The 11,512-nt window shown below is 37.0% G+C and carries 18 protein-coding genes; 4 read left to right on the forward strand and 14 right to left on the reverse strand.

Annotated features, from left to right (window positions below; all coding sequences use genetic code 11):
- Positions 1 to 2: 2 nt before the first annotated feature.
- The 4 genes from sigI to ACESLK_RS23880 all read right to left on the reverse strand — a co-directional run bounded on the left by sigI (position 3) and on the right by ACESLK_RS23880 (position 2,426).
- On the reverse strand, positions 3 to 719 hold the full coding sequence (sigI, locus tag ACESLK_RS23865) for an RNA polymerase sigma-I factor (protein WP_373232219.1): 717 nt from the start codon (positions 717 to 719) through the stop codon (positions 3 to 5).
- 204 nt (positions 720 to 923) lie between these two features.
- The gene (locus tag ACESLK_RS23870; protein WP_373232220.1) at positions 924 to 1,451 is read right to left on the reverse strand and encodes a 5' nucleotidase, NT5C type; all 528 of its coding nucleotides are present in this window, start codon (positions 1,449 to 1,451) and stop codon (positions 924 to 926) included.
- On the reverse strand, positions 1,451 to 1,960 hold the full coding sequence (locus tag ACESLK_RS23875) for a GNAT family N-acetyltransferase (RefSeq protein ID WP_373232221.1): 510 nt from the start codon (positions 1,958 to 1,960) through the stop codon (positions 1,451 to 1,453). The genes ACESLK_RS23870 and ACESLK_RS23875 overlap by 1 nt, the downstream gene beginning before the upstream one ends.
- 13 nt (positions 1,961 to 1,973) lie before the next feature.
- Positions 1,974 to 2,426: a hypothetical protein gene (locus ACESLK_RS23880; RefSeq protein WP_373232222.1), complete on the reverse strand. Its 453-nt coding sequence runs from the start codon at positions 2,424 to 2,426 to the stop codon at positions 1,974 to 1,976.
- A 185-nt stretch (positions 2,427 to 2,611) separates the two neighbouring features.
- Between ACESLK_RS23880 and ACESLK_RS23885 the strand changes: the two genes are divergently transcribed.
- From ACESLK_RS23885 to ACESLK_RS23895, 3 genes are read left to right on the forward strand one after another with little or no spacing between them, the layout of a single operon-like run.
- Positions 2,612 to 3,193, forward strand: a complete 582-nt coding sequence (locus ACESLK_RS23885) for a bifunctional transcriptional activator/DNA repair enzyme AdaA (RefSeq protein WP_373232223.1) — start codon at positions 2,612 to 2,614, stop codon at positions 3,191 to 3,193.
- The gene (locus ACESLK_RS23890; RefSeq protein ID WP_373232224.1) at positions 3,183 to 3,734 is read left to right on the forward strand and encodes a methylated-DNA--[protein]-cysteine S-methyltransferase; all 552 of its coding nucleotides are present in this window, start codon (positions 3,183 to 3,185) and stop codon (positions 3,732 to 3,734) included. Before ACESLK_RS23885 ends, ACESLK_RS23890 begins: the two co-directional genes overlap by 11 nt.
- 58 nt (positions 3,735 to 3,792) lie before the next feature.
- Complete coding sequence (locus ACESLK_RS23895; RefSeq protein ID WP_373232225.1) at positions 3,793 to 3,966, forward strand: hypothetical protein; 174 nt, start codon at positions 3,793 to 3,795, stop codon at positions 3,964 to 3,966.
- Positions 3,967 to 4,081: 115 nt separating this feature from the next.
- Here the strand turns inward: ACESLK_RS23895 and ACESLK_RS23900 are convergent, their stop codons facing one another.
- From ACESLK_RS23900 to fosB, 10 genes are all read right to left on the reverse strand, one after another.
- The gene (locus ACESLK_RS23900; RefSeq protein ID WP_373232226.1) at positions 4,082 to 4,417 is read right to left on the reverse strand and encodes a DUF3024 domain-containing protein; all 336 of its coding nucleotides are present in this window, start codon (positions 4,415 to 4,417) and stop codon (positions 4,082 to 4,084) included.
- 2 nt (positions 4,418 to 4,419) lie between these two features.
- Positions 4,420 to 4,965 carry a nucleotidyltransferase family protein gene (locus ACESLK_RS23905; protein WP_373232227.1) on the reverse strand — a complete coding sequence of 182 codons (546 nt, stop codon included), beginning with the start codon at positions 4,963 to 4,965 and terminating at the stop codon, positions 4,420 to 4,422.
- A 20-nt stretch (positions 4,966 to 4,985) separates the two neighbouring features.
- Positions 4,986 to 5,855, reverse strand: a complete 870-nt coding sequence (locus tag ACESLK_RS23910) for an ornithine carbamoyltransferase (RefSeq protein WP_373232228.1) — start codon at positions 5,853 to 5,855, stop codon at positions 4,986 to 4,988.
- A 225-nt stretch (positions 5,856 to 6,080) separates the two neighbouring features.
- Positions 6,081 to 6,941: an aminoglycoside 6-adenylyltransferase gene (locus ACESLK_RS23915; protein ID WP_373232229.1), complete on the reverse strand. Its 861-nt coding sequence runs from the start codon at positions 6,939 to 6,941 to the stop codon at positions 6,081 to 6,083.
- A 16-nt stretch (positions 6,942 to 6,957) separates the two neighbouring features.
- Positions 6,958 to 7,482 (reverse strand): YfiT family bacillithiol transferase, encoded by a 525-nt coding sequence (locus ACESLK_RS23920; RefSeq protein WP_373232230.1) that lies wholly within the window; start codon positions 7,480 to 7,482, stop codon positions 6,958 to 6,960.
- A gap of 61 nt (positions 7,483 to 7,543) precedes the next feature.
- Positions 7,544 to 7,804 (reverse strand): hypothetical protein, encoded by a 261-nt coding sequence (locus tag ACESLK_RS23925; protein ID WP_373232231.1) that lies wholly within the window; start codon positions 7,802 to 7,804, stop codon positions 7,544 to 7,546.
- A gap of 387 nt (positions 7,805 to 8,191) precedes the next feature.
- Positions 8,192 to 8,710, reverse strand: coding sequence for a hypothetical protein (locus ACESLK_RS23930; protein WP_373232233.1), 519 nt, complete (start codon positions 8,708 to 8,710; stop codon positions 8,192 to 8,194).
- A gap of 203 nt (positions 8,711 to 8,913) precedes the next feature.
- Positions 8,914 to 9,567 carry an alpha/beta hydrolase gene (locus tag ACESLK_RS23935; protein ID WP_373232234.1) on the reverse strand — a complete coding sequence of 218 codons (654 nt, stop codon included), beginning with the start codon at positions 9,565 to 9,567 and terminating at the stop codon, positions 8,914 to 8,916.
- 34 nt (positions 9,568 to 9,601) lie between these two features.
- Positions 9,602 to 9,976, reverse strand: coding sequence for a cupin (locus ACESLK_RS23940; RefSeq protein ID WP_373232235.1), 375 nt, complete (start codon positions 9,974 to 9,976; stop codon positions 9,602 to 9,604).
- A 57-nt stretch (positions 9,977 to 10,033) separates the two neighbouring features.
- Positions 10,034 to 10,477, reverse strand: a complete 444-nt coding sequence (fosB, locus tag ACESLK_RS23945; RefSeq protein WP_373232236.1) for a metallothiol transferase FosB — start codon at positions 10,475 to 10,477, stop codon at positions 10,034 to 10,036.
- 146 nt (positions 10,478 to 10,623) lie between these two features.
- On the opposite strand from fosB, the gene ACESLK_RS23950 reads away from it, so the two are divergent.
- A partial coding sequence (locus tag ACESLK_RS23950; protein ID WP_373232237.1) for a transposase occupies positions 10,624 to 11,512 on the forward strand: 889 nt, incomplete at its 3' end.

Genomic DNA, 11,512 nt, shown 5'->3' on the forward strand with positions numbered 1-11,512 from the left:
CTTCACTCCCCCAATCCAGCAAATGATATTGAACTGCGTATACGACTAAAATCTTCAAAAGTAAAGATCAGAATAAGAGCAATTAGATATTTCCGATTGCGCTCCAATGTTTTTTTACTAACGCCCGCGATCTTGAGCATTCCTTTAATCGGTAGCTGCTTCGTTCTTTGCAAAGATTCCCGCAATTCAGTGTGGTCGACTACCTGTTTGGCAAGCCGAATCATCTGTCTACGTGTATCTTGATGAGTTGGGGAACATTCCTCCAGCTCCTCCAGTTGAACGCCATACCTTTGGAGCATTTCGTCATAGCGAATTAATTCATGAGTTAATTCTTCTGATGACTTTTCTTTTTCATAAGCTTCAAGAGAACTGAAGATATCGCTAGAGGATAGCTCAAACTCATCATCGTCATTGAATACCAAATTTTCGGTTTTCAATTGTTTGCCGTTTCTACGAAATTCATCGATGAGACGATTGCGAATAATCATAAATGCAAAATTATCGAAAGTCTTCCCCTGCATCGCATCATAACGATCAATCGCCTCATTAAAAGCAATCAGACCAACGCTTGCTTCATCGTCATTCCAGTCCATATGACTTTTGCATATGTGGCAAACCGCTCGAATAATAAACGGTCGATATTGTACGATCAACCATTCACGTTGTGACGTTTCCCCGCTATGTATCTCCTGAAGAATCTGCTCTAGCGACTTATGCATATATACATGTCACTTCCTAATTCGTTATGCTTAGTCTATTTGTGAGGGTGATTTAAAAATATATTTAACAACCTACTATATATATCGAAAATAATGTCGAAATCTGTAACGTTTACTGAGCTTTCTGGCCTGAATTCAACAAAAAAGATGCCGCGATCAGAACGATTTCACGTTCCTCTCTTGGCATCCCAGCATTTCAATGGATCAACGACTTGCAAAATACTCTTTAACTTCGAGCCAGCTATCCACCCGGTCGTAGCCAATTTCATTAACGTTATGTGAAGCTGTAAATAATATACCTTGACCCTTGAAGTTCTTAAAGTGTCTCGAATTATCATCAATTAAATAATCCGCATGAATAATGCTTTTATCACCGCAGAACACAAAATTCATATCATCCAGATAATCAAAATGCTCCTTCAACCATTCATACTTTGCTGTGAATGAGGTTGGGAATTCCATTGCTGCTGTCGTAATGAATATTTCATATTGTGTGCTTAGATATCTAATCACTTCTTGGCTGTCTTTAATCGGGATAAGATCTCTGAAGAATAGAGGATCCCTGATTAGTTCTAATATTTCATTCGTCCATTCGGGTCTTATCTCTCGTAGTTTCGACCCCTGAATATCCATTAAGGTAAGACTCTCATTAAATTTCTCGTTAAACAATCTAATGTGCTTAGAAGTAAAATCTGCGATTACTTCATCCATGTCAATAGCTATTCTCTTCATTAGAATCTTTCGTCTCCGATCTCAAGCCATTTATTGTTGCAAAGAACGACCGATGTCTCTATTTGCCTATCCGGTATCTCCCAATATTTCTTTAATAAACTTACCTTCTTATCTTGAGAGACGAGCTCAAAGCCATTCCTTAAATAAAACTGTATAGCCCATTCTGCCGACTCCCACGTCCCAATCAAGAATGGTTTGTCAGTTAAATGCGTTAAATGAGAGAGTAATTTCGTTCCTATTCCGCTATTTCTTAGAATTGATCTCACATATGCATGTCGGATTAGAGAGACATCACCTTTATCCTGAATACCCATGATTCCATTTAGCATTTCATTCTCTTCATATCCCCAGAACGTAACTCCCGCCTCAATTTCAATGACTAGCTCATCCATGGTCATATAAGGCACATGATACCGATCTGCTGGAATAATTCCTTTATACGCTCTAGCTGCATCATTGATGATTTGAAATATCACTTCTAAATCCATGCTGTCGCACAATCTAATCATGATATAATCACCTCTAGTCCCAATTATTAAATATTATCTCTTCATACGTTCTTGGCTTCCAATACTGAGCCTGTTTTATTTCGGCTTCATCTAATGATTCTACTTCACTCACTAGGAGATCCTGGTTAAGAACTTCTCTGCTCAATATTTTATATTTAAATTGTTTTAGCTTGGGAAATTGTTCTTCGATTTCATCGGCATTCAAATATCCAAAATTACTTTTGGGTGACTCTCTCCTAATCGCGACGAGCGGGTAAAATGCATTCAGAAAAAAACTGAATTCTTGATCGTTCGTCGATACTAAAAACCAATAATAGTTCTTTCCTACGATATCAATATCCTCCCACTCCACCTTCCCTTGCATAATGGAATGTATGCACGTTAAAAATGATTTTGTATCTTCAAGGGTTTCATTGTTACGCGTACTAGAGAAGCCAGTAATCCCTTTCTGGATCAAATCGTTCATTATACACCTGCTATCTTTTCGTAATTTCTTCCTAAATACCATTATAATCCAAAAATCAAAAATAAAAAAAATGTTCTCTCTCACACAAAAAATGATGTTTTATAATTTCGTTATCTTGCTGTTATATACTAAAAAACATACAAACCTTCGTTTTCGGGGTTATACTGCAGTAGAGGTGAATGCGAATGGAAACACTGACGGACGATAAATGGCAAGCTATCATCAACAATGATACTTCCTACGACGGACAATTTTACTACGCGGTCAAGACCACGGGCATTTTTTGTCGACCCTCCTGTAAATCCAGACAGCCAAACAAGGAAAATATTGGCTTATTCTATACTGCCGAGCAAGCGTTGTCCGCTAAATTTCGTCCATGCAAACGTTGTAAGCCAACGGGGGAGCGGCTTCCGGATGATGAATGGATAACCTTAGTAACGGAATACATCGATAGGAACTACATGGACAATATAACGCTGGACATTCTTGCAGATATTAGTCATGGCAGTCCATACCATCTGCATCGAACTTTCAAGAAAGTTAGGGGTATCACTCCGGTTGAATATATTCAGCAGCAACGGATCGAACAGGCCAAGGAACAGCTTATAACGACGGGAAAAGCCATTGCTGAGGTAGGCTCGAGCGTAGGCTTATCGAATTCACCCTACTTTATTACTCTGTTCAAGAAGAAAACCGGATACACGCCTGCAAGCTACCGTCAGAAGCAGATTCAAAAATTGGGGGAGGTATTGGAAAATGGGAATTAAAACGGCTTTTCCGATTTATTGGACGTTATTAACGCATGAAGATTGGAATATGCACATCGCGGCCACCTCTAAAGGTCTTTGTTATACGGGGTCTCAAAATTTACCCTTCGAGGAATTGGCACACTGGGCAAAATTACGGTTTCCACGCAGCACATTGATTCAGGATAATGAAAAGCTTCAGGCCTATGTGGGAGAGCTTATCGAATATTTCCAGGGGACGCGTATAAGCTTTACAATTCCATTCGATTATCATGGAACTCCTTTTCAATTGGCTGTATGGAACGCGCTTTGCAGTATTCCCTATGGTCAAACCAAGTCTTACTCAGATATAGCCAACCAAATCCAGAAATCAGCCGCAGTTCGCGCAGTCGGCGCTGCCATTGGTGCAAATCCCATATTGATCACAATACCCTGTCATCGTGTAATCGGGAAGAACGGAGCTTTAACCGGCTACCGCGGCGGCATAGACATGAAAACGAAGCTGTTGCAATTGGAGCGCAACGGTGCACTTATTGATGAAGGTTATCTGAATTCCAGATAGTATTCAAACGTACTTTTTAGGAAACCATATTCCAGGTACATAAAAAGGAGTGAAGTTCTTGGACAGAGATATAAATGATGTTGATTCCTATACTGAAGCATCGACTCCGACGCCGCCAAATCAAGAGGATGTCTCAGCGCTCGACCTGGTCAGTGATGCAGTTGAAAAAGTTATCGATAATGTGCGTGACGGATTAGGATTGAATAAAGAAAACCTAGATAATAACAAGTAACACCTGAGGACGCCATTATTGGTGTCCTTTTTATTCTATGACTAGAATGTTTTCATTCAGCTGGTCTTCAATGTTACTAAATTCGCTCATGTTTTCTCTCCCCTATTCCCCGCAATCAGTTCCAAAATACTCCATTATTATTACTATCTACAATTAATAGTTGTTTTTCAAAGCTCTCATCTGGTATTATATCATCTACGAAATGCCATCTGTCTTTACTGTCTTTCCAATAAACTTTCCAGGTATTGTTCTCGAACCTAAATTGAGCTACTGGAAATTCGACTCTTCGTCCAGGCATGTATGACGGTCTTTCTTGAGACAACGTTAAAGTATTACCCCTGAACTTATATCTGATTTGAATTTCTTTTTTAAGATGTATAGGTATCTTTCGTTCAATGTAATGATCGAGAATTTTTTCAATCCTCTTCTTTGTAAATGCATCCAGCAACATAATCACTCCTCTATATTTAGCTTTGGCCAAATTTCTTTCCAGTTCTTATTCGTAACTCTACTTTGATAATATTCCCTATCCTTAAATAATGGACTCCTTCTTACTTTCATTTCATAAATATCATCCACCCCATATGGAGCAATTATTGTGATACGATCATCCTCTTCTAATCTTATACCGACAGCTGTCACTGTCTCAGGCCATCTACTAATTGCGTCATCTATTGAGTTATAAGGTTCGTCATTGTTCTTTATATGCATTCGTGCCTGATTTTTTACAGACCATATAGATAAGTTGGTCATATGGTTTAACCAGTTTTCAAGGTTTTTTTCATAATTCTCACTAAGATTACTTTTATCATAGTAAATAACATCAATATCATTAAGTGGTGTACAAGTAGAGTAGCCATGTAATTTATCCCAAATGTGATTCCTTACATATCCTGCTGCAATATACCAATTTGGCAAGTTTAATTGTCTTACCAGTTCAAGATCCCTCACCAAGTGTTCATGTGTCTTCATGTTCATGATAAGTTCTTCTACTAACATCTATGAATCCACCTACTTGTTTATAGAATTCTTAGTGAACTGCTATTGATTCCGCAACAATATAAAATGATTGCTTGTTGTACGTATATCAAACTTTTCTTAAACTCATACCCGACAAAGTAATTCGAGGAAATAGCTTCATCATTAACTTCTTCATTTCTAAAAAACGGTGGACAGGGATTTAGGATCGAATCCTTTTTAGTTAACTTCATTCTATCTAAGGTTATTTGAAATTTATCGATATACTCATTTGTTCGTAAATTAACGGGCATCGAATCCGTCAGAATCACATCGCTGTTCTTTAGTACAGGTATAAGATCTGTGTGAAACTTATAATTACGGTTATCCGCACTTAGTTCATTACCTCGCAAACAAACGTGGTTAAAATTGAGATCCATAATTTTCGCCATATCCGTCCATGATTTAGAGATATTACCCGCAGGACCAACGAAGGTATATACAAGGTCTCTATAATTTTCCTTTATATTTCTAATTGAGTAAAGGTCAGATATAACCTCACACGGATGATTTTCAGTGGTCATCGCGTTAATGATCGGAATTGAAGTATACTTTGATAATTCTTGAAGCTTCGAATAATCTGAGTGTCTAATGACAACCCCATCCGCCCAGTTTTCGATATATTGAATACGATCTCTTAATTCTTCTCTACCATCTAATGATTCAGGAGGAAATAATACGCAATTTGCTCCCATATCTTTTATACCTCTTTCAAAAGTAATTCTAGTTCTTATACTTGTTTCAGGGAAAAATAGTACAAATGTCTTTCCACTTAATACATTTGAATGTTTTTGCTGTTTCAGAATATCTGTTAGGTTAAATATCTCTGATACTTGGACCTCTGATAAATCATTAATATCCAATAAATGCATTTAAGCTCCACGTCCTTCTTTTAACACCTTATTAATTGTTATGACTTCTATTACCAAAATTAGTAAATACACAATTATTAACATCTCTGAAGGTAAAAATAGCCGATCATCCATATTCATAAAAGAAATCAACAACAAAATGATAGAGACAATAAACCAGGCATAAATAGATCTGTTCACCATACTTTTTTATCACCCTCACCTTTATGTTTTTCTATTCACGACTCATGTATTTATTGCCTTTGCGTCTTTCGGAAGAACACGTACCTTCTCTAAATATGCCACCACATTTGTATGATCATGGGTAGGATATCCATAGTTAAGCTTATCCCCAATCTCCTGGCCAACATCCTTTGTAAGTCTAATGACTTCAAATAGAGAGTTCCATATATCCGTATTAGCAGGACCACTATATGTATTCTCAAATGAATCCCATAACTCCACAGGCAGGTATTTCTTAAGCCATTTCAATGCGGTTCCTGTATTAACACTCCAATTATTATTCATTCCAACATACCAATTCAATAAATTCATAAAATCCTGTCTGACTATGATATCCAACATGAATTTTGCATATGGTAACTCGCTTCTCCACAAACCTTTTGCCACATTGGTCGAGCACCACAAAATATTATTAATTTTTTTATCGAATTCTTCCTTTGTCGGTTGCAATGTGAGATATGATTTCTCTGATGGAGGCTCGAAATTTTTTAGACAATTATCTTTATCCAAAAGCACCTTAGTCAGACTATCGTTAAAATGTTGATTAATTGTCTCTACTCTTCTAAATGAAAGATCAATTCGTACCCCGTCAGTAAAGAGCATTAAAAAAATATATTCATCTTCACTTTCAGTTTCAATATTGTTCTGTTGCATCATAATTAGACCACCAAAATTATTTATCCAATCTTGGTGAACTAAATAGTTTTTAGGGTCAGTAACAACAAATATCACATCATAATCACAGAGTAAATCCTTTGTAACATTCGGATTTACTCTCGACCCATTTAATATGACTGCCATTACCTTCTCGTCAGCTTGGGCAAAATGTAATAGTTCAGTTTCTATTTCTGTTTCTTTTCTCACCTGTAATCCCCCATACTTACCATCCCTTACGGGATATTAAAGATTCTATTTGAGAAATGTGATGTTGGTTGTGCCATAGAAACCTTTGAAGAGCTGTATCAATAGTTATTAACCCTAGTGCTTGCGTTCTTAATTTTCTATTAAAATCTCCCGGGTTCAAACCACCAAGTAGAACCAGAAACCGTCTGTGAAGTGTATCAAGTAATAATAGTGAGATTTCAATAGGGACAACCCTGTAATCACTTAGTTCTGCCCATAAATCCTCACGATAAGAACTTGACATTGGTTCATCTTCGGTTAACGCCCTTTTAAAACGTAAATAAGCGTTCATATCATTATCAGCTAAATGATGTACGATTTGTTGAATGGTCCATCCATCTTGACGATAAGGGATATTGAGCTGTTCAGGCTTTAGATCCTTCGTTATAATTCTAAGTTTCTTACTGATTTCTCGGATCTGATTTATGAAATTTGCTCGCTCTTCAATAGAAGGATTGATAATTGGTTCAAACTGACCGATAGGATATCGTATTTTATCCACTCCTTAACTAGCCTCCTCATTTAACTGCAGTAATTTCGCATAACGTTTCTGGACCTTGTTTTTAGTATTTTCCTTTTGACAAAATTAGAGCATCATTTATAAAAATCCTACAGCATGCAGTAACCCAACCACCTATGGAAACCTTTATTATTTCATTTGAGCCTTCTCCAGTCTTTATTCGTCCATATAATCGGACTCGTAAATCAAATCCAACTTGTTCATCTTGCAGTTCACCATCAACATATAGTTTTTCTCCACCAAACCATCTGTTTTCAACTCTTATAGTGTGACCCTTGTAATCAATTTCCCATACTTTAAGCATATTTGTCCTCATTTCATAATAAATTTTGGAATAGATGCTGTCCCGCTGCTCCGTTAGTATTCCATTGTAGATTGTACCCATCAGGATTATGTAATCTATCTAAATGTTCCTTCATTACTTAAAACTTCCTTTTGTCTCTTCCTTCATCAAGGTCCTAGCGTTTTCTAAACGCCCTACGTTCCGCATAAGGAACGCACTTAGCACACACCTTGATCCGTTTGCCTTTATCGTTCAGGTATTTTCGAGATTCTATTGCTTTCTTATTGCAAACTGCACACTTTGATCCGAGTATCCATGAAAACATTAACTTCACCTTGATAAAATAAACCTCGAATAGGTATTATATGCATGGGGAGCGTGAATATAGTGTTATATTTGGGGCCCTCATCAAATTAGCTGACTCAAATTTTGTTTTATTTCTTCGCTTAATTCCGTTTTATTTAGCAATTCTCTTAATATATCGCTATTCACTTTTTCAACATTATTTCTTAAATATTCTAGGATTAACTCCGCTTTTCTTTGCCTTTTCATTAAGGAATAAGCTACATACCAAATTTCCGGACTTGATAAGTTTATGTTGTCCCACTTACCAACGTTTTTCATTGGCAAGTGAAAGATCCCTTTTTCAGTATGAAACGCAAAATATCCTATGAACTCAACATTAATTGAAGGTAAATTTATTCTGTACTGACTTGCGAATGGATAGTCACCACTTCTTCCTTCTACCCAATCAAATTCATTAATTGCTTCTAATAATTTTTCCTTTGGACATTCTATAGTAATATCCCAATCATTTACTGTATCTATTAATCTCAAGGAATACAATAATCCACTGCCACCTAGAGAATATGAAATGTTATTTTCTTCTAATCTTGTAATTATTGGAATAAGATCATGATGATTCATTAATAATCAATCCTTTTATTGGCAGTTTCCTTGAATAACCTATACATTAATTTTCACCTGCTCTTGTTGATTGTCCGCCGGTTTAAATTTTATTCATTTAATAGTATTCATGTCGACTGATTTCATAAACTTGACCATTTATATCGATTACTGCCAAACCGCTCCTATTGCTTTACTAATCTTCATAATGAACACTCCTTCCTTCAAGAACTAACTTGTTTATGGTTTTGAACTAACGTTCTGGTATTCAGAAAATCCATATATATTCTTGCAAGAGAACTTAGAATTTCTATACTTTCTTCAACGTTATCAGTCTCCAATGAATGATTTGCATTAGGAATTTCTATTACTTTTCTATTATTGGTCATGAAAATTTGATTTGCCATTTCATTATTAAACAATTCATCCTTTGTTCCATAAATCACAAGTCCGTCTGATGAATTAATGTACTGAATTGTGTCATTGAGAGGGGTCAAATAAATATGTTTTATCGGTATTTCAAGCCTTTTATGAACTTCTCCAGCTACTATTGTCCCTAAGCTCTTACTAATAAATATGACATGATCATAATCACTAATTATTCGTTGAATTGAATCTTCGATTTCTTCTATTACTCTTGGCAAGTCATTAATATCCAAATTAGTTCTTGCAGCCTGATAACCATACTCTAAAACCATTAAGTCAAAACCACATTGAATTGCAGAAGTTCCAGCATAATGAAGACTAGGCTTCTCACATGGATAGTTCTTTCCGGGAAATAGAACAACTAATCTTGAATTTTTCTCTTTAATTTGAAAATGTCTTTGTTTCATATCCGTTTCCCAAAACGATGGAACCGTTAAAATGTCTAATTTCATGTTTCCCCATCCTTTCATGCTTCGGGTGGTTTTTCTAATCTTCTTGTATGCTATTCCACTCTTCTTCTTTCATATCCAGATTCATAGATTTACTTTCTATTATTATTGCTGTTAGGCCTTTATCTGTTCTTGTTTCATGCCATTCTTCTGCTTCCCAAAACACAGCATAACCAGTTTGTATTCTATATTCGATCCTTTCGTTGCCTTTCACCCATCCTTCACCATTAACTATTAGCAGCAGTTGAGGTATTGTGGCCTGGTGGAGGCCGACTTCTCCATTTTCCTCTATATGCATACAACCGACATAGGTATGATCAGAGTCCTTCAATATTCTTGTCATAAATAAATTATTACTATTGAATGCCTGAATGTTCTTTCCAAGCTCTTTACTAAAGTTATAAATTCTCATAATTTAGTCCTCCTAGTTTAAAAGCAGTGGTTTCTAATATAATGTTCTGCAATTTTCTTATTTATCACTTGATCGTCCCTCATCGAAAAATGTCATATGGTGCTTTTCTTTTCTATAATATTCCATACGATCCTCAAGTTTACCTGTATGAAATTCAAATTTGTGCCCGTCAGGATCTGTAAAATAAATAGATCTTTTATCCCTATCGTCTCTAGTTCTTCCTGGGAGGATAGTTACATTAAGTTTCACTAGCTTATCTATTGCTTTGTCAAATTCATCGTCGTCAATTGTAAATGCGATATGAGTATACGATTCGTTAATCTCAGTCCTTGGAATGCCTGCTTCTTCATTTAATGCAATCCATATTCCGTTTAAATCAAAATAAGCAAGCTTTCTGCCCATTACTAAAAGTTTGGCATCAAAGACTTGCTTATAAAAATCAACAGAGCGTTCTAAATTAGAGACTGAAAAACAAAGATGATTGATCCCATTTAACGACATATGCCAGAAGTCTCCTTCCTCAACGAAGTAGGTGGGGGATGAATGGCGTTTTACCGAACCTCCGAACCCCTTCGATATACGAACATATGTGTGGTATAATGAACATACTACATACCAAACAGATGTTCGTAAAGGGGGGGATAGCCATGATCCGAGCCCGAATTGTTCATATTCAGGCATCTAAACGAAATATCGACCGATTATTTGCCTGTAACCGAGAGTCTGCTCGGGTCTGGAACGAATGTTTGCAGATATCCAAAGACTATTACGCTGAGCACCAGAAATGGATATCTCAATCCGAGATTCAGAAGCAAACCAAAGGCAGGTTCCATCTGCACAGTCAATCCATTCAGGCCGTCTGCCACAAGTACCTATTTGCTCGAGATTCCGCGTATCAAGCGATACAAAAAGGAATCAGAACCGCACGGTACCCCTATAAAGGCAAGAACCACTACAACACAAAATGGGCAAAAGATGGATTCAAAGTGTATGTGAACGGCAGAATCGAACTATCCATGGGTAATCATCATGGAAAGAGAGAGAGGCCCATTGTGGTTCAAGCGACCCATCTACCCGAGGGGCATATCAAAGAAATAGAGCTTTGCTATGATAACGGATTATACCTCGCCGTCGCTTATGAGGATGGGATCGAAAGCAAACCTTATCACAAGAATCGTTCAATTGGTGTAGATCCAGGTGAAATCCATACAATCACCGCTTTTGGAGAAGATGGCGAAAGCCTGATCATAACAGGTCGAAAAGTACGTGCCATTCATCGTTTGCGCAACAAAAAGTTGGGTGAGATTCAGCGATTCCAGTCGAAATGCACGAAAGGTTCTCGCCAATGGAAGAAATACCAACAAGCCAAACGGTATATTCTCTCCAAGTCTGAAAAACAGTTGAGAGACGCCCTGCACAAGACAACGAAAAGTTTTGTGGATTGGTGTATCGCGCAGTCTGTATCGGATGTCCATATGGGAAATGTCGATGGTGTACAACGTAACACACGCAAGAAGAAACGTGTCAACCGTAAGC

Origin of the sequence: Cohnella sp. (assembly GCF_041640265.1) — a bacterium.
In the GTDB taxonomy this organism is placed as follows: Bacteria; Bacillota; Bacilli; order Paenibacillales; family Paenibacillaceae; genus Cohnella.

Bases quoted from the DNA above. Each gene is read 5' to 3' on its own strand.
- ACESLK_RS23890 (WP_373232224.1), top strand. From the start codon at position 3,183: ATGGGAATTAAAACGGCTTTTCCGATTTATTGGACGTTATTAACGCAT.
- ACESLK_RS23875 (WP_373232221.1), bottom strand. From the start codon at position 1,960: ATGATTAGATTGTGCGACAGCATGGATTTAGAAGTGATATTTCAAATC.
- ACESLK_RS23900 (WP_373232226.1), bottom strand. From the start codon at position 4,417: ATGTTGCTGGATGCATTTACAAAGAAGAGGATTGAAAAAATTCTCGAT.
- fosB (WP_373232236.1), bottom strand. From the start codon at position 10,477: ATGTCGTTAAATGGGATCAATCATCTTTGTTTTTCAGTCTCTAATTTA.
- sigI (WP_373232219.1), bottom strand. From the start codon at position 719: ATGCATAAGTCGCTAGAGCAGATTCTTCAGGAGATACATAGCGGGGAA.
- ACESLK_RS23885 (WP_373232223.1), top strand. From the start codon at position 2,612: ATGGAAACACTGACGGACGATAAATGGCAAGCTATCATCAACAATGAT.
- ACESLK_RS23940 (WP_373232235.1), bottom strand. From the start codon at position 9,976: ATGAGAATTTATAACTTTAGTAAAGAGCTTGGAAAGAACATTCAGGCA.
- ACESLK_RS23905 (WP_373232227.1), bottom strand. From the start codon at position 4,965: ATGTTAGTAGAAGAACTTATCATGAACATGAAGACACATGAACACTTG.
- ACESLK_RS23870 (WP_373232220.1), bottom strand. From the start codon at position 1,451: ATGAAGAGAATAGCTATTGACATGGATGAAGTAATCGCAGATTTTACT.
- ACESLK_RS23935 (WP_373232234.1), bottom strand. From the start codon at position 9,567: ATGAAATTAGACATTTTAACGGTTCCATCGTTTTGGGAAACGGATATG.
- ACESLK_RS23930 (WP_373232233.1), bottom strand. From the start codon at position 8,710: ATGAATCATCATGATCTTATTCCAATAATTACAAGATTAGAAGAAAAT.
- ACESLK_RS23880 (WP_373232222.1), bottom strand. From the start codon at position 2,426: ATGAACGATTTGATCCAGAAAGGGATTACTGGCTTCTCTAGTACGCGT.
- ACESLK_RS23925 (WP_373232231.1), bottom strand. From the start codon at position 7,804: ATGCTTAAAGTATGGGAAATTGATTACAAGGGTCACACTATAAGAGTT.
- ACESLK_RS23910 (WP_373232228.1), bottom strand. From the start codon at position 5,855: ATGCATTTATTGGATATTAATGATTTATCAGAGGTCCAAGTATCAGAG.